Origin of the sequence: Desulfovibrio sp. 7SRBS1, from assembly GCF_049723905.1 — a bacterium.
GTDB lineage: Bacteria > Desulfobacterota > Desulfovibrionia > Desulfovibrionales > Desulfovibrionaceae.
Genome location: NZ_JBJKFD010000001.1, coordinates 1,265,965 through 1,282,481, shown reverse-complemented (window position 1 = coordinate 1,282,481; position 16,517 = coordinate 1,265,965). Strand labels below are relative to the sequence as shown.

Below are 16,517 nucleotides of genomic sequence, written 5' to 3'. Positions count from 1 at the left end.
GGGGTTAGATCATGACCTGACCAGCTCCCGAAGGCCAGACTTCTTCGCAGGACATGGGGATTTGATAGGATTTGTACCTTACTTTCGTGGAAAAAGCCCAACGCCAATAATCTACAGGGTTGATATAGCTTGCAAAGGTGCGCAATTTGCCGAAAGACTCGGCTTGGCGATGGTAATCCCACTGAAAAATCGTGACGTCTGCCTGTTTTTGCAGATAAAATTTCCAGTTTTTGTTTTTGCACACACCAAATACAAATCCGCTCTTTGTCCCGACCTCTATTGTGAATTTTTTGGGGCTGTCGATAATGGAACGAAGGGGTCTATCTTCCTTTGGTATCATGGTGCGCCAGGTCGGCGAATGCTCCACGCCCATGTAGTCCATGGGGCTTACGGATGTCGTGGAGATTTTTGGAATTTGTCTTTCTGCGAAGCGCACGGATGCATCAAGAAAAAGTTCATGCAGGCCTTCTTCCAACGCTAGCGTTTCATGCATGGAGCGCATGCATTCACCGGTTGCAGTGTATCGTTGCCGGAATTCCTTTCTTGTTTTGGGGCGGTTGACAGTTTTGGATATGTTTTCGGCATTGGCATGATAGACTACGGGAAAATGAGGGTCGCCTTTAAAGAACACGCTGCAACCATCCAAGGTGGCCGTAAAAAACAGTTCGGGTATTTCCGGCATATTTTCTTGGGGGCGCAATTCGGTTTTCAGTATCGCGTCCCTTGCCCAGGGAAGCCAATAGCAAAATTTACCGTCCGGGTCGGTATTGTCGGTAGGAATCAGGGAGAGTACACCCGGCAGCAGGCCGTCTCTAAGGCTGAAATAATCTGCCCGTATATGTTTTTTGACTTCATAGGCAGGGATAAGTGAACTGCTGCTCTGAAGGGATAAAGCAGCCCGCGGATTTCCAATTTCTTGGAGCAAAGTGAGCATGGGATATTTCTTCCCAAAAGCAAGCGGGTCCTGCAAAAGTTGCGTGAGGTACGACATGATTAAAATTAGCATGTCGTATTCTATATTGAAAGAGGTATTTAATGTCTTGGTAAGCCTTTGGGGCAGTTTCTGCAAAAGACAGAACAGGGCAGAGGCGGGGAAATTCCACCTCTGCCCTGTTTATTTTAGTACGGATTCTTGAGCGGATAGTTCCAGTATTCAGCGTCGGGCTGCAAGGATATCAGGCCGAATTCCTGCCCCAGTTCAAAGACCATGACAAAAGAGAATGCGACCAGCAGCAGGTAGCCGAGCATTCGGGCGCGGCCCCCCTGTTTGATGAGCAGTATACCCGGCAGGATTCCGAAAATGGTGTTGATGCCCACTCCGCCCACGATGTTCAGGGCCTGCAGAAACAGGTTGGGGAAGAGCACCGTGATGACAAGGGGTGGCAAAAAGGCCAGGGCCGCCACAATCCATTCATTGGTTATGCCCAGGTGCGTGGAGGTAAGGTCGCGGATAAAGCTTTTAAGGGCTGTTCCGTTTGCCATGTACGATGTGGTTATGGCCAGCAGTGCAAACAGCAGCGCACAGATGGTGAACATGGGGGAGTGTAGCATCTGGGACAGCGGAATGGTGGCCGGTTCATTGTTCTGGAAGGCGTAGTAGATGCAGCTTTTGCTGTCGGAGTTGAGCGGCAGGGCGCCGATAACCACAAATGTCCACAGCACGTTCATAACCAGGCCGATGACCGTACCGGTGAACATGGCCTTGCGGATGGCCTTTTTGTCGAAATCCAGAGAGCGGCACAGCGACGGAATAAGGTTGTGGAAATGAAAGGCCGTTACCATGATGGGCAGGGCTACAGGCAGGAAACCCCAGTCCGTAAAGGCCAGCCGCCGCGTATCCATGTGGTCGCCCACCATGAACACCAAAATGGTGAAGGTTACCCAGAGCAACAGCATGAAAATGGCGTTGCCTTTGCGGATGACGGCCATTCCGAACAGGGTAAGAGTGGTGGCTATCAAAAAGAATATCAACATGAAGAGGTCGCCGGAACCGCCATGGAAGAGGCTGTGGAGGATGGACCCCGCGCCGCTCAGGTAGGCCACAAGCAGACCGTACAGGATGATCATGTTGGCGACGACGGTTATCCATTTGCCCACCTGCCCCAATTCGGCCCGGAAAAAAGTGGGGAGGTCCGCGTTTTGTTTTCCGTCAGACTTTTTTGTTCGGACAGCACAATGGCGGTGGTCAACATCAGCAGCCACATCACCACGTTGCCGACCAGAGCGGGAACAAGCCCGGCCAGTCCCGTATTGATGGGCAATCCGAGAATACCCGCTCCGATGAGGTTGCCGGTGACCACGAAAGCCATGGTCCACACGTGGGGATGCGCAGAGTTCTTCGACATGTCGGCTCCTGAACAGCTAAGTGAATTTGAGTTGATGGGGGAGCTTTTTTTCTTTCTATTCGGCTTGCGCACGGCGCTTGCCCTACTTGCTAGGCGATATCATTGACCGGGGCGTGGCGCCAGTCCTGGAAAAGGGAAAAAGGTGGAGCAAACGAAAAAAATTTATGGGTGTTTGCGCAGGCCATATTTTTTCAGCAGTGCGTACAGTCTGGCGCGGGACAGTCCCGACACGTTGCAGGCAGCGGCTATCTTCCCTTCCGTAAGCGCCAGGAGATGGCGCAGGTAGTTGCGTTCGGCATTGTGTATGGTTGCCTCACGGAAGTCTTTGAGCCGTGGAAAATCTTCCGGTGAGCCGTGCGTTAGTGAAAGAGGTGCGCAATCTTCGTTGGCACAGACTTCCCCGCCTTGCCGCTCCGCCTGCAGCGTGGAACGGACGGCGCTGGCACGTATGTCCGTGGGCAGGTGGCGGGCGAACAGAACCGGATCGTCCGAAGCTGTGGCAATGCTGCTGGTCAGCGCTCCGATAAGCTCGCGTACGTTGCCGGGCCAGCTATATTGGCGCAAGGCGTCCACGAATTCCGGGGAACATCGTTTGTTGGGGATGGAGAGTTTCCAGCAGCGACGGCTGACGTAATGGCTTATGAGCGGGTGGATGTCTTCGGGTCTGTCTTTGAGTTCGGGCAGGCCGATGTGAATGGTCCGCAGCCTGAAGAGCAGGTCTTTGCGGAACATCCCCTTGGCGACCATTTCATCCAGATTCCGGTTGGTGGCGGCCACCACGCGAAAATCGCTTCCCACTTCCTCGGTGCTTCCCACCGGCTTGAACGTATGTTCCTGCAATACCCGCAAAAAGGCCCGTTGGGTCGGCAGCGGCAGTTCGCCGACTTCGTCCAGAAACAGGGTTCCCTTGTGTGCCTTGCGGATAAGGCCGTCAAAGCGTTTGTCCGCACCGGTAAAGGCTCCGCGTTCGTGGCCGAAGAGCATGCTTTCCACAAGCTTTTCCGGCAGGGCGGCACAGTCCACCACAATGAAGTCGCCTTCGCTTCGGTTGCTGTTCACGTGGATGGCCTTTGCGAAAAGTTCCTTGCCCGTACCGGTGCTGCCGGTGATGAGCACTTCGCCATCCGAGGCCGCCGCCCTGGACACCTGGTCCAGACAGTCGCGCATGGGGGCGGACTCGCCAATAATGCCACAGCGTTTGAGCACAGGCGGGGTACGGCGTCGTTTGCTCTCGTGGTAGTCCAGCGCGCGCTGCACCGTGAGCTTTATTTTGTTCATGGTGGGCGGCTTGGTGATGTAGTCCCAGGCGCCGCTGCGGATTGCCAGCTCCGCGCCATCAGGGTCGCCCGCGCCGGTCAGAATGATTATTTCCGGCTGAGACGGGGCCTGCCGCAAATCGGGAATGGCGCCCAAGCCATTACCGTCCGGAAGCATCACATCCAGCACAACCACGTCGTAATTGTTCTGGCGGGCGAGGTCGCGGCCTTCTTTGAGAGTGTGTGCCATTCCGGATTTCAGCCCGGCGGAGCGCAGAACCATGGCAATGGCCTGGCAGATGGCTTTGTCGTCGTCTATAAGCAGTATTTCGGACATAGCCTCACCGTGGTTGGAATACGGGGATATTCAACTCATCTTCAGTATCCAGAACCTGCCGTATAGCCTGTGCCAGACGCGCGCTATCGTACGGTTTCCCCAAGGCCAGACGTACGCCGGGGATGGCACGGATTTCGTCTTTTTCTGGCAGGCTTCCGGAACCCAGGATTATGGGGATGGCCGGATGAATATCGTGCAAGTGGGCGGCAAGTTCGTCCCCGGACATTCCGGGCATGGTCAGGTCCGTGATGATCACGTTGTAATATTCTGGATCACTGGTGAAAACTTCCAGGGCGCGGCGGCTGGAACGGGCTACCCGCACCTCGTAGCCCAATTGCAGGAGCGTGGCGGCCAAACTTCCGGCCACGGCCTCGTCGTCATCCACCAACAGGATGCGTTCCCCGTTGCCCAGGGGAGCGTTGCCGGATGGGGCGGGAAGCTCCGCCCGGGTGCTGAGAGCTTCTTCGGGGCAAGGCAGGAGTACATGGAATCTGGCCCCCGCCCTGGGGCGGCTATCTACCAGAACCGCTCCCTTGTGACGTGAAACAATGCCCCGCACAACGGACAATCCCAATCCCGTGCCCTTGGATTTTTTGGTGGTAAAAAAAGGGTCGAAAATTTTGTCTATTACATCCTGGGGAATGCCTGGTCCGTTGTCCCGGACCGTGAGCTTGAGGTATGGCCCCGGAGTCAGCGCGGGATACGGAGGATATTTTCTGTTTTCTTGCGGGTTCGGAACATTGTCCACACGGGAAACGGAAATGGACAACTCGCCTCCGCCTTGGGGTTCAAGAGCGTGCGCCGCGTTGGTGCACAGATTCATGATGACCTGATGAATCTGCGTGGGATCGGCCACGATGACGTCCTGCTCCACGGCAGGGTGGTAAGTGATGGCGATGGAAGCGGGCAGGGATGGGCGCAACAGTTTGATGCATTCCTTGACCAGAGCCCCAAGGGAAAAGGGTACAGGGGTGTCCGTGCTTTTTTTACGGCTGATGTTCAGAATCTGATCCACCAGATTTGCCGCGCGTTTGGTCGCCTCCATAATCTGCTTGAGCGAGTCGAGTACGGGGTCGTTCGGGGGCAATTGCGATATGGCAAGTTCGGCATGGAGCATGATGGGGCTTAGAATGTTGTTGAAATCGTGCGCTATCCCTCCGGCAAGCGTGCCTATGGCTTCCATTTTCTGGGCTTCACGCAGCTGGCGTTCCAATTCGGAAATCTGGGCCAGATCGCGCCAGACACTCACGAATCCTACCACCACGCCATGCTGTCCACGGATGGGGGATACGGTCTTGGCGCACTCAAAGGAGGTTCCGTCCCGGTTGGTGGTGGCACAACGCCCGGCCCAAACCTCACCTTGGGTTATCCATGCTTTGATGATGCCATATTGTTCGCGCTGCTGTTCGTTCGCGTAAATAAAGTCCAAGCACCGTCCCTTTATCTGGCTTTGCGGATAGCCGGTCATGCTCTCGAAGGTTTGGTTCACATATTCCACGCGCAGTTCCCGGTCCATGATGATAATGGCCTCGGCTGCGTTTTCCAGGGCGGTAGCCAGAAGCAGACGCTGGCGTTCGGCGTGTTTTTCCAAGCTGACGTCGCGCGCAAATATTGCCAGCCGGATGATTGCGCCGGATTCGTTGTGCAGCGGATGTATTTTGGTGCTGTAGACTCTGCCTTTGCGGGAGATGTCACTGAAATGCAGGGGCTCCCCGGTGCGCAGGGCCTGCTGAAGATAAAGATGGTAGGCTTTTCCTGTGGATGGGGGCAGGACGTCCAGAATACATCGTCCATACAGGTCGGCGGTGGAATACCCGAAAAATTCTCCGCAATTATCATTTGCGGTCAGGATTATCCCCTGTTCGTCTATCAGAAGGGCGAAGTCCAGGGTTCCGGCCAGGAGGGAGTGGGCCAGAAGCATGTATTCGGTTTCGCCGGGACAGGGGAAGGGGCAGGTCGCGCCTTCTTTTGTTCCGGCAGAAGAACCGGTTACGCCGTTTGTGTCGGCGAACTCGTCGGAACCTTTCCTGTTCATGAAGGCTCCCTATTGTCGGGGGTTCCTATCCACTATGCATCTAAAACAACATGTTATGTCAAGGAAATCCCGTATGCGTTTTGTTTGTGTCTTGCGTTGCAAGACGGAGCAAAGTCTTCCAGAAATTTCCTAATTTTTATTTTTTATCCTTTGTAACATATTTAAATATTGAGAAAATAAAAAATATTCTGTGTACTTTTCTTTTGCTTGTCTTGCTCCTCAAGACATAATCCTGCGGTACGATACAAATTTACCAGTAAAGTTGGGCTTTTTTGCTTGCTGTATGGCTATTGGGCTCGCCAAGAAAATGCTAACCATATGGAATAAAACGAATTTTATTCGTCGGCATGCTTCTTGGTTAAGCAGTATTGCACAGGCTGGGATATTTGCTGGGACATTTGCGGGGAGCCGACGTGAAGCGCAGAAAATGGGATCCGGAAACCAAGGCGCATATCGTTCTGGAAGGGCTGAGTGGCAGACCTGTGGGCGAGTTGTGTAACGAGTTTGGCCTGTGTCCCAGCCAGTATTACCGCTGGCGCGAAATTTTGCTGGAACGCTCGCCCACTGTGTTTGAAGCAAACCGTCCCGACCAGGACGTCGCCGCTTTGCAAAGGGAAAATGAGCGGCTCAAACGGCTGGTCGGGGAGCTTACCCTGGCCCTGCACAACGGGAGTGATCCGGGAAAACGCTGACGCAATAGGAACGAGCAAACCAGGGAGATCATGCCATGGCCAACCGAATCGGAGTGTATGTCTGTCATTGCGGGACAAACATTGCGGGAAAGGTGAATCCCGAAGCCGTGGCCGGGTTTGCCGCAACCCTGCGCAACGTGACCGTGGCCCGGGACTACAAGTTCATGTGCTCCGATCCCGGTCAGGACATGATCATCAACGACATCCGCAACATGGGGCTCAACCGGGTTGTGGTGGCCTCTTGTTCGCCCCGGTTACACGAAAAGACCTTTCGCAACGCCTGCCTGCGGGGCGGACTCAATCCCTACCTTTTTCACATGACCTGTATCCGGGAGCATTGCTCCTGGGTCACGGAGGACCCGGACGAAGCCACCACCAAGGCCATGCATCTGGTGGCCGGAGCCGTGGACAGGGTCAACCATCACGAAGAACTCTTCTCCCGCCAGGAACATGTGCATCCCGACATTCTGGTTGTAGGTGGTGGCATCGCAGGCATCCAGGCGGCGCTCGACTGCGCCTCGTCCGGACTCAAGGTACACCTGGTGGAGCGCGCACCTTCCATAGGCGGCCATATGGCCCAGTTCGACAAGACTTTTCCAACCCTGGACTGTGCGGCCTGTATATCCACCCCCAAGATGGTGGCTGTGGCCCAGGACCCCAATATCAACCTCATGACCTGGAGCGAGGTTACGGAAGTTAATGGCTTTGTAGGCAACTACACGGCCACGGTGCGCATGAAGCCCCGCTATGTGGACATGAACAAGTGCACGGGCTGCGGTTTGTGCCTGGAAAAGTGTCCCAAGAAGGTGGAGAGCGAGTTCGAGGAAGGCATGGGCAAGCGCCGGGCGATCTTCCGTAATTCACCGCAGAGCGTGCCCAATACGCCGGTGGTGGACGCCGATAACTGCATCTTTTTTCAGAAGGGGCGCTGCAAAGCCTGTGAAAAGAACTGTCCTTCCGGTGCCATCGACTTCAATCAGGAGCCGGTCGAGATCCAGCTGGACGTGGGCAGCATCATCCTGGCCACAGGGTACGATGTGTTCGATCCCACGCCGCTGAAGCAGTACGGATTCGGGCGGCTGGATAACGTCTACACCGCGTTGCAGTTCGAACGGCTGAACAATGCGGTCGGTCCCACGGGTGGGAAGATCGTGCTCAAGGACGGAACGCCACCCCAGAGCGCGGCCATTGTTCATTGCGTGGGCAGCCGCGACGTCAACTATCACGAGTACTGCTCGCGAGTATGCTGCATGTACGCGCTCAAGTACGACCACCTGCTCAAGGACAAGGTCGGGCACCATATAGACGTCACCAACTTTTACATCGACATGCGTTGTTTCGGTAAGGGCTACGAGGAGTTCTTCCATCGGGTCCAGAAGGAGGGAGTGAACTTCGTGCGCGGCCGGCCAGCCGAAGTGGTGCAGGGGGGCGTGGGCACTCCAGAGGAAGGCAAGCTGGTTGTGGTGGCGGAAGACACCCTGCTGGGCGAGCCGGTGCGTGTGGCTGTGGACATGGTCATCCTGTGCTCGGCCATGCAGGCCAGGGCCGATGCCGAAGAGGTGGCCCGCGTCTTCGGCGTATCCGTGGGGCAGGACGGTTTTTTTCTGGAAGAACACCCCAAGCTCGGGCCGGTCTCCACGGCTACGGACGGCATCTTCATCGGCGGCAGCTGTCAGGGGCCCAAGGATATTCCCGACGCCGTCTCCCATGCTTCCGGGGCTGCTGCCAAGGCCATTGCTTTGGCAGCCAAGGGGGAAGTGGACATCTCTCCGACCACATCGTGGATCAACCCGGATATCTGCATCGGCTGCAAGGCCTGCATCGGCCTGTGCGCGTACTCGGCCATCGAGTTCGACGAACGCCGGGGCGTGTCCGTGGTCAACGAGGCCATGTGCAAGGGCTGCGGCAGTTGCGCCGGGCATTGTCCCAGCGGAGCCGCCCAGATCAGGCACTTTAACGAACGTCAGATATTCGCTGAAATCGAGGGGCTGCTGGAGTTCGATCCCTTCCTGCCGCCCGGGCCGGTGGCGGAACCGTCTGGTGATTCGTCTGGGAAGGCGTCTGGCAGGCCGCAGGCAGAGGAACACAAAGAAACCGCAAACGTCACCGCATAATCCGCCGGGAGGGAGAAGACAATGTCTGAGAACGGATTTGATCCCACCATCGTGGCCTTTGTCTGCAACTGGTGCACGTATACCGCGGCCGACCTGGCCGGTACGGCGCGCATGGTCCAGTCGCCCAATGTCCGGCTGGTGCGCATGATGTGCACCGGGATGGTGGACCCCAAGTACATCATCAAGTCGCTGCTTTCCGGGGCGGACGGCGTGCTCATCAGCGGCTGCCATCCGGGCGATTGCCACTACATCAACGGCAATTACAAGGCGCGGCGCCGGGTAAAGCTGCTCAAGGAGATTCTGGGACGGTTCGGCATTGACGAGCGCCGGGTGAAGCTGACCTGGGTGGGCGCCAGTGAGGGCAACGAGTTTGCCGAAACCGTGAACCATCTGGTGGAGGAAATTCGCGAACTCGGTCCGGGCGAAGCCGCCGGGATGCAGGTTGTTTAAGGAGGAAAGCCGACCATGGGAACCACAGCCAGACTGAATATCGGAGAAGGCGGAGCCATGGGCGCTGTGCGCGATTTCCTGGCAACGCTGCTGGAAAAGGGCGAGGCACAGTCCATCCTGGTGCCCCGACACGGAGGCAACACGGTCATGCCGTCGCTCGTCACCGATCCTTCGGCCCTGCAGAGCGCGGACCCGTTCAGCCCGTACTATCCGCTCAACGCGGCCAAGCTGGTGGCCCGCTTGACCAACGGCGAGACCGACGGAATGGGCGTGGCCGTGCTGCGTCCCTGCGAAATACGGGCCTTTGTGGAGCTGGTCAAACTCAACCAGGGCAGCATGGAAAACGTTCTGCTCATCGGCGTGGACTGTATGGGAGCGGTGGAAAACATGCAGTATCCTGTTTGGTTGAACGGGCGCAATCCCGAGGAGGCCAGCCGTGAATTTTTGGCCTCCGGGGGAGGGGATACGCAGCTTGCCAAGGCCTGCAAGGCCTGCGAGCACCCCGTGCCCGAAGAGGCGGACCTGATTATTGGCACGCTGGGCGCGGACATGGGGGATTGCCTGCCTTTGGTGGCCAAGACGCCACGCGGCGAAGGGCTGATCAATCGGCTGGGACTGCCCGATGCGGGCGACCAGAGCGCACGGAACAACGCCGTGCAGCAGCTCATAGAGGAACGCACGGCCTTTCGCGACGCCATGTTTGCAGAAACTTCCCAAGCCGTGGAAAGCATGCCCAAGCTGGCCGATTATCTTTCCAGCTGCATCAATTGCTACAACTGCCGGGTGGCCTGCCCGGTTTGCTACTGCAAGGAATGCGTTTTCGTTACCGACGTCTTCGACCACAAGCCCTGGCAGTACCAGACCTGGGCGCAGACGCGGGGGGCCATTCGCATGCCCACGGATACCCTGTTCTACCACATGACCAGATTGGCCCACATGAGCGCCTCCTGCGTGGGATGCGGACAGTGTTCCAATGCCTGCCCCAACAACGTGCCGGTTATGGAGCTGTTCCGCACCGTGGCCCATGGCGTTCAGAATGCCTTTGATTATCAAGCCGGGCGCAGTCTGGAAGAGCCTCCGCCCCTTACCGTGTTTCAGGAGAAGGAATTCGCCGAGGTTACCGGAGGAATGGTGGATTGAACGTTCGTCATCCTGCGGGCATTCCGACAGGGAGAGGCAAGGAGCGCAGATCATGAGAAAGAGTTACGCAGCCCTGGTGGTTGGAGCCGGAATAGGAGGCATCCGGGCAGCCCTGGATTTGGCCGAAACCGGCCAAAAGGTGGCGCTTATAGATGCTGCGCCGCATCTGGGCGGCATCCTCGCCCAGCTTGACCACCAATTCCCCAGCGACCACTGCGGCATGTGCAAGATGCTTCCTTTGGCGGAACGCGACTCCTCCAGCCAGTTCTGCATGCGCAAGGGGCTTTTTCACAAGAACATCGACCTGTACCTGTCCACGGAATTGGACCGACTGGAAGGCGAGCCCGGCAAGTTTCAGGCACGGCTGCGCAAGCGGTCCACCTTTGTGGACCCGTCTCGGTGCATAGGCTGCGGCGAATGCGAGGCCATCTGCCCGGTGCGCGTGCCCAACGAGTTCAACGCCGGGCTGAGCATGCGCGGCGCAGCCCACCTTCCCGTGCCGCACAACATTCCTAACCATTATGTGGTGGATCTGGATAATTGCGTCCGCTGTTGGCAGTGCCACGAGGCCTGCCCCACAGGGGCCATCGATTTCTTCTTCGACCAGCGCAAAGAATTCAACATTCTTGTGGCCGGTACGGACGAGAAGGGCTACGCCGAGCTGGTCCAATGGCTGGGAGATCTGAACTTCCCGCTGGACCATGCAGCCACGGGGGATGAGGTTCTGGACAAGGTGACAGGCGGAGGCAACGTATCCATGCTGCTGCTGGACATGGATACTCCCGGCGTGGACCTGGAACGCGTGGTTTCCCGCTGCCTGGAATATAATCCCGGCCTTCCCATCGTGCTGGTGGGAACGACAGAACAGCGTGAGGATGCCGCCGAATTGTTGCGCATGGGCGTGTTGGAATATGCGGTGCGTCCGTTCGTGCATAAGCGGTTTGTCCCCTGGCTGGACAAGCTCTACATGCGGCTTGTTTCCGACGACATGCTCGACCTGGACGTGGTCTCCGTCATCCTGGCAACAGGCTTTTCCTGCTACGATCCGTCCAACGACCCCAACGGTGTGGCCGATGTGCTGGGCTATGGACAGTATCCGGGCGTGGTCACTTCCGTGGAGTTCGAGCGCATGCTCAGCGGTACCGGGCCTACCGGCGGCAAGCTGGAAATTCCGGGCACGGGCCGCAAGCCCAAGCGTATCGCCTGGCTACAATGTGTCGGTTCGCGAGATCTCAAGACCGGTGCAAACTATTGCTCGTCCATCTGCTGCATGATTTCGCTCAAGGAAGCCATGCTGGCTCGCAAGGCCCTTGGACCCGATGTGGAGATGACCGTCTTTTACATGGATATGCGGACCTTTGGTAAGGAGTTCGAGAGCTACAAGGCCAAGGCCGAGAGGAACGGCGTGCGTCTTATCAACAGCCGCATCCATTCTGTTATTGCGGCCGACCCGCTCAATCCGCAGGGGGAGCTGGCCGTGGAATACATGAACAGCGACGGCCAGCTGGTTCCTGAAAAGTTCGATATGATGGTGCTGGCTGTCGGGGCGCGTCCGCCCCGGAATGCGGCCCGCCTGGCCGAGGCAGCGGGTGTGGAACGCAACAGCCACGGCTTTTTGCTGACCGAGGAATTCGGCCCCTCGCGCACCACGCGGCTGGGCGTTTTCGCCGCAGGTTCGGCCGGTGCGCCGCGCGACATCGCGGAAAGCGTCATCACGGCTGGGGCGGCAGCGGCCGGAGCTTCCCGGCTTATCAATCTCTATTCGCCGCTCAAGGAACGCACCCCCGATCCAGAACCCGAATACCGTGATGTTTCGCGCAAGCGGGCGCGGACCTTCATTGCCCTGTGTCACGACTGTCCGACGCTGGAAAACAGTTTGGACATGGACGCCCTGGAAGAGCGGCTGCGCAATATCAGTTCGGTCGTGGGCGTTGCTCGCATAAAGCGTACATGCACAGGCGAAGGCTGGGCGCAGATACGGGAATTGACCGAAGAGCTGGCCCCCAACCGTATCGTCATTGGTGCGTGCATGCCGTACGCCTACGTGCCCAAGTTGCGTGAACTGGGACGGGAGTTGCAACTCAATCCGTCACTTATGGACGTGGTGGACATTTATACTCCGGTGGTGGGTATGGACGAGACCACCCGCGAGGCCGTGTTCGACAACGTGCTTTCGCGGTTGTCCATGGCTGCATCCAGGCTGGAACGTGCCGACCCTTCGCCTCTGCCACCGCCCCAGCAGGTGGTCCGGCAGGCTCTGGTGGTGGGTGGCGGACTGGCCGGAATGACCGCGGCCATGAGCATTGCCGACCACGGCTACTCGGTAACTCTGGTGGAACGTGCCGAGGAGTTGGGCGGCAACGCCATGAATCTCCGTTACACCCTGGAAGGGAACGATCCCCAGCATCACATGCTGGAGCTGGTGGAGCAGGTGCGCAAGCATCCCAACATCACCGTGCACACCGATGCCCGTGTCGTCCTTTCCATGGGACGGGCAGGGCGGTTCATGAGCGTGGTGTCCACGGACGACGGCGCACTGCCCGTGGAGCACGGGGTGAGCATCCTGGCAACGGGGGGGCACGAGTCGCGTATTTATGAGTACGGATATCGCGTACATAAGAACGTCTACAGCCAATTGGAGCTGGAACACAAGCTGGCCTCCGGTGAAATCGACACCGGCTCTCTGAACAGCGTGGCCATGATCCAGTGTTGGCGTTCGCGCACCGAGGACCGCAACTATTGCAGCCGGATCTGTTGCGCTTCCGCTCTCAAGAACCTGCTGCACCTCAAGCGCAAGCGGCCCGATTTGCCGGTCTACGTCTTTTATCGCGACATCATGAGCTACGGTTTTTCCGAGCAATACTACACAGAGGCCCGCAAGCTGGGCGCTGTCTTCATCCGTTACGTACCGGAACGGCCGCCTCAGGTAAGCGTGGAGGAAGGACATATTGTTCTGCGCGCCTTTGAGCCGGTTCTTCAGCGTGAAATCGAGCTGCGGCCCGATCTGGTGGCGCTGTCCGCGGGATTGGAGCCCAACGACGTAACCGATCTGGCAGAGATGTTCGGCGTGGAGCTGGACCAGTTCGGCTTTTTCCGTGAGGCCGAATCCAAGTGGCGTCCGGTGGATTTCCTCAAGCAGGGGGTGTTCACCTGCGGTGTGGCCCGTGCTCCGGGAAACATGAGTGAGACCATAGCCTCGGCCAAGGCCGCGGCTCAACGGTCCATGCGCATTCTTTCGGAACAGCGCCTGACCTGCGGAAACGTGGTGGCCGAGGTCCGCCAGACACTCTGCTCGCGCTGCGGCCTGTGCATTGATGTCTGCCCGTACGGCGCTCGCCGTATGGATATGGAACACGACCGTATTGTGGTGGACGAGCTGCTCTGCCAGGGGTGCGGATCGTGTACGGCGGTCTGTCCCAACAGCGCCAGCGTCATGCGCGGGTTCCGGGACGAGCAGATCATGGCGGTCATCGACTCGGCGCTTATGGGCGTGGTGGCGGGCAGGAAGGAAACAGAAAAGGTCTGACACCGGTGGCGGCACCGGAAGGAGTCTGTATGAGCGCGCGTCAAGGCATGTCCCGATGCGACAAGGAAGAGACGGTCCGGAAGGCCTTTGCCGAACTGCGTGAAATGGTCAATGGCTGCATGCAGTGCGGTACGTGTTCGGCGGGCTGCCCCAATGTGCACTCCATGGACATTTCGCCCCGGGCCATGTGGCGCAAGGTGGTTTCCGGCCAACTGGAAGAAGTTCTTGCCAGCAAGACCTACGCCCTTTGTTCGTCCTGCTACACCTGCACGGTGCGATGTCCGCGCGGCATTTCCGTCACCGAGGGCATGTCCGCGCTGAAGCGCCTTTCCTCGGCTTGCGGAACCAGGGAGCAAAACAGGAAGACCGGTTTTTACCGTGTGTTTGTGGACAACATTCGCAGGAACGGGCGGGTGCGTGAAACCGGGCTGATGACGGAGTATTTCATGGAGATGAAGGACCCGTTGCTGCCCTTGCAGTTTGCCCCTTTGGGCATGCGCATGATGGTCGCTGGCAAGATACATCCGCTGGCGGCCTCCCACTACAAGGGGAAGGGCAAGCTGGCGCTTATGTTTGCCAAGGTTGCCGAAATGGAGAAGCTGCCATGATGTACGCTTACTATCCGGGATGTTCGCTTACGGAAAGCGCCAGCGAGTTCGATGTGTCCACCCGTCTGGTCATGGCCGGATTGGGAAGCGATTTGCGTGAGATCGAGGACTGGACCTGCTGTGGGGCCAGTGCCGTGGATTCGGTCAGCAGGCTCCTTTCCTACAGTCTGCCCGCCCGCAATCTGGTGCTCAGCCAGCAGCAGATGCCGGGAGCGGACGTGCTGGTGCCATGCAGCGCCTGCTACCTGAACCATCTGCGCGTTACCCAGGAAGTGCAGCACGACAAGGAACTGGCCGTACAGCTGGACGAGATTTTGGATATTGAGGGCATGCACTACGAGTTTACCGGACGGGTGCGCCATTTGCTGGATGTGCTGCTGAACGACTTTGGCGAGGACAACATTCGGCAGTCGGTATCGCATCCCATGGAAGGCCTGGTTATTGCCCCATACTACGGATGTCAGATTTTGCGGCCTTATCCGGTGTTCGACGATCCTGAGCGTCCCTGCTCCATGGAGCCGATCATTCGGGCCATGGGAGCGCGGAGTCTGGATTGGGACCAGGCCGGGAAGTGCTGTGGGGCCTCGCTTATGGCCACCAAGCGTAAAGCCGCTCTGGTTTCTGTAAACCGCATTTTGGATGCGGCGGCAGATGCGGACGTCATCGCCACTGTCTGTCCCATGTGCCAGATGAATCTGGAAGCCTACCAGCGGGAGGCGTCCAGGGCGGGAGGACACAGGCAGGAGGTGCCTGTGCTGTACCTGCCCCAGATCATGGGGCTTGCCATGGGCATGAGCGCTTCGGCCATGCGTCTTGGCACCAACCTGACCATGACCACGCGTTTGGAGGAGATACTTTTTGCGGGAGCGGCGGCTGCAGCGACCGAACCTGCATAAACGGGTGATGAGGATATGTCCGCGGTATTGTCCGCAAGTCCTGCAACCCAAGGAGGACAGCCATGTTTAAGGACATCGTGTTGGCAGTAACGCCTTCGGAAATTTGTGAATGTGCGGCTGACGCAGCCTTCGGGTTCGCGCAGCGCTTCGACGCCAAGCTCTATATCGTCCATGTGTGTGGCATGGCGCAGGGCTGGGGTTCCATAGAGCACCTTATTCCGTCGGGTGAAGCCGAAAAGATCAAGGCGCAGATTGAGGACCATTACAAGGAAAAGCTCAAGGGGCTGGAACACTACGAAATCGACGTCATTCCCGGCATGCCGCATGCCGAAATTCTGCGGCTGGCCCGCAAGAAGAACTCGGACCTCATCATTATGGGCCCCCACACCAAGGAGTACGCGGAAAAGCGGTCCAAGATGTGGGGCATGGCCGGCAGCACCCTGGAGCGCGTCAGTCAGAAGGCCCGCTGCCCGGTCATGGTGGTCACACGCCAGACCCCGTACGGCGAACACAACTTCCATAATATCGTGGTGGCTACGGACTTCTCGGAACAGGCCGATTGCGCCGTAAGCTACGGCGGCCAGATGGCGCGCCAGTACAAGGCCGACCTGACCGTCTTCAACGGAATTGAACTGGAAACCTGGAACAGCGGACAGACACCGTCCCAGACGGCCATTGAACAGGCCATTAACGAGACCAGGCGGCGGATGGAAGACATGTACGGCGCACGGGTACGCGGCATCGAAAACTGCGGCTTCGAGTGCTGGGAAGGCAAGCCGTCCATGGAAATCCTCAAGCTCTCGCGCCTCAAGAAGGCCGATCTGATCATCATGGCCCACCATTCCAAGGAATCCGATCCTGAAAAGGCGTTCATGGGCTCCACTGTTGCCCAGGTTGCCCTCAATGCCAGCTGCCCCACCATGAGCGTGAACCGTCACTTCGACCTGCGCTGCGGCCTGATGTACGACCAGAGTGGCGACGTGGTGAACGTGAAGGAAACTGAAACCGTATAGCGCGGTTCGCGGGGGCTGCCGTTGTGGCGGCCTCCGCAATACTGCCTGCGCTCACAACTGGTGGGCGGTCGATGCTTTAAACTACCGCCGCGTCTTGGCAGGGAG

At 58.0% G+C, this 16,517-nt stretch carries 13 protein-coding genes; 8 read left to right on the top strand and 5 right to left on the bottom strand.

Translation table 11 applies throughout. The features are described from left to right. Positions 1-4: 4 nt before the first annotated feature. From ACI0FJ_RS06100 to ACI0FJ_RS06080, 5 genes are all read right to left on the bottom strand, one after another. The gene (locus tag ACI0FJ_RS06100) at positions 5-1,006 is read right to left on the bottom strand and encodes a hypothetical protein (protein WP_424300429.1); all 1,002 of its coding nucleotides are present in this window, start codon (positions 1,004-1,006) and stop codon (positions 5-7) included. Positions 1,007-1,119: 113 nt separating this feature from the next. Next, positions 1,120-2,097: an aromatic amino acid transport family protein gene (locus ACI0FJ_RS06095; RefSeq protein WP_424300426.1), complete on the bottom strand. Its 978-nt coding sequence runs from the start codon at positions 2,095-2,097 to the stop codon at positions 1,120-1,122. Beyond that, positions 2,082-2,345, bottom strand: coding sequence for an aromatic amino acid transport family protein (locus ACI0FJ_RS06090; RefSeq protein ID WP_424300423.1), 264 nt, complete (start codon positions 2,343-2,345; stop codon positions 2,082-2,084). Before ACI0FJ_RS06090 ends, ACI0FJ_RS06095 begins: the two co-directional genes overlap by 16 nt. A gap of 162 nt (positions 2,346-2,507) precedes the next feature. Further along, complete coding sequence (locus ACI0FJ_RS06085) at positions 2,508-3,938, bottom strand: sigma-54-dependent transcriptional regulator (protein ID WP_424300420.1); 1,431 nt, start codon at positions 3,936-3,938, stop codon at positions 2,508-2,510. Between the two features lie 4 nt (positions 3,939-3,942). After that, the gene (locus tag ACI0FJ_RS06080) at positions 3,943-5,973 is read right to left on the bottom strand and encodes a hybrid sensor histidine kinase/response regulator (protein WP_424300417.1); all 2,031 of its coding nucleotides are present in this window, start codon (positions 5,971-5,973) and stop codon (positions 3,943-3,945) included. Positions 5,974-6,386: 413 nt separating this feature from the next. Between ACI0FJ_RS06080 and ACI0FJ_RS06075 the strand changes: the two genes are divergently transcribed. The 8 genes from ACI0FJ_RS06075 to ACI0FJ_RS06040 all read left to right on the top strand — a co-directional run bounded on the left by ACI0FJ_RS06075 (position 6,387) and on the right by ACI0FJ_RS06040 (position 16,412). Beyond that, the gene (locus ACI0FJ_RS06075; RefSeq protein ID WP_424300414.1) at positions 6,387-6,665 is read left to right on the top strand and encodes a transposase; all 279 of its coding nucleotides are present in this window, start codon (positions 6,387-6,389) and stop codon (positions 6,663-6,665) included. Positions 6,666-6,700: 35 nt separating this feature from the next. Continuing rightward, the gene (locus ACI0FJ_RS06070) at positions 6,701-8,779 is read left to right on the top strand and encodes a 4Fe-4S binding protein (RefSeq protein WP_424300411.1); all 2,079 of its coding nucleotides are present in this window, start codon (positions 6,701-6,703) and stop codon (positions 8,777-8,779) included. Positions 8,780-8,800: 21 nt separating this feature from the next. Then, positions 8,801-9,229: a hydrogenase iron-sulfur subunit gene (locus ACI0FJ_RS06065; RefSeq protein WP_424300408.1), complete on the top strand. Its 429-nt coding sequence runs from the start codon at positions 8,801-8,803 to the stop codon at positions 9,227-9,229. Between the two features lie 15 nt (positions 9,230-9,244). After that, positions 9,245-10,369 carry a 4Fe-4S binding protein gene (locus ACI0FJ_RS06060; protein ID WP_424300405.1) on the top strand — a complete coding sequence of 375 codons (1,125 nt, stop codon included), beginning with the start codon at positions 9,245-9,247 and terminating at the stop codon, positions 10,367-10,369. Positions 10,370-10,421: 52 nt separating this feature from the next. After that, positions 10,422-13,895, top strand: coding sequence for an FAD-dependent oxidoreductase (locus ACI0FJ_RS06055; RefSeq protein ID WP_424300402.1), 3,474 nt, complete (start codon positions 10,422-10,424; stop codon positions 13,893-13,895). Between the two features lie 29 nt (positions 13,896-13,924). Next, the gene (locus tag ACI0FJ_RS06050; RefSeq protein WP_424300399.1) at positions 13,925-14,503 is read left to right on the top strand and encodes a 4Fe-4S dicluster domain-containing protein; all 579 of its coding nucleotides are present in this window, start codon (positions 13,925-13,927) and stop codon (positions 14,501-14,503) included. Then, positions 14,500-15,399, top strand: a complete 900-nt coding sequence (locus ACI0FJ_RS06045; RefSeq protein WP_424300396.1) for a CoB--CoM heterodisulfide reductase iron-sulfur subunit B family protein — start codon at positions 14,500-14,502, stop codon at positions 15,397-15,399. The genes ACI0FJ_RS06050 and ACI0FJ_RS06045 overlap by 4 nt, the downstream gene beginning before the upstream one ends. Positions 15,400-15,461: 62 nt before the next feature. Continuing rightward, on the top strand, positions 15,462-16,412 hold the full coding sequence (locus tag ACI0FJ_RS06040; RefSeq protein WP_424300393.1) for a universal stress protein: 951 nt from the start codon (positions 15,462-15,464) through the stop codon (positions 16,410-16,412). The last annotated feature ends 105 nt before the right edge of the window (positions 16,413-16,517 follow it).

Excerpts from the sequence above, each read along its gene's own strand:
- ACI0FJ_RS06070 (WP_424300411.1), top strand. The coding sequence starts at position 6,701 with ATGGCCAACCGAATCGGAGTGTATGTCTGTCATTGCGGGACAAACATT.
- ACI0FJ_RS06045 (WP_424300396.1), top strand. The coding sequence starts at position 14,500 with ATGATGTACGCTTACTATCCGGGATGTTCGCTTACGGAAAGCGCCAGC.
- ACI0FJ_RS06100 (WP_424300429.1), bottom strand. The coding sequence starts at position 1,006 with ATGCTAATTTTAATCATGTCGTACCTCACGCAACTTTTGCAGGACCCG.
- ACI0FJ_RS06080 (WP_424300417.1), bottom strand. The coding sequence starts at position 5,973 with ATGAACAGGAAAGGTTCCGACGAGTTCGCCGACACAAACGGCGTAACC.
- ACI0FJ_RS06085 (WP_424300420.1), bottom strand. The coding sequence starts at position 3,938 with ATGTCCGAAATACTGCTTATAGACGACGACAAAGCCATCTGCCAGGCC.
- ACI0FJ_RS06060 (WP_424300405.1), top strand. The coding sequence starts at position 9,245 with ATGGGAACCACAGCCAGACTGAATATCGGAGAAGGCGGAGCCATGGGC.
- ACI0FJ_RS06050 (WP_424300399.1), top strand. The coding sequence starts at position 13,925 with ATGAGCGCGCGTCAAGGCATGTCCCGATGCGACAAGGAAGAGACGGTC.
- ACI0FJ_RS06040 (WP_424300393.1), top strand. The coding sequence starts at position 15,462 with ATGTTTAAGGACATCGTGTTGGCAGTAACGCCTTCGGAAATTTGTGAA.
- ACI0FJ_RS06065 (WP_424300408.1), top strand. The coding sequence starts at position 8,801 with ATGTCTGAGAACGGATTTGATCCCACCATCGTGGCCTTTGTCTGCAAC.
- ACI0FJ_RS06055 (WP_424300402.1), top strand. The coding sequence starts at position 10,422 with ATGAGAAAGAGTTACGCAGCCCTGGTGGTTGGAGCCGGAATAGGAGGC.
- ACI0FJ_RS06090 (WP_424300423.1), bottom strand. The coding sequence starts at position 2,345 with ATGTCGAAGAACTCTGCGCATCCCCACGTGTGGACCATGGCTTTCGTG.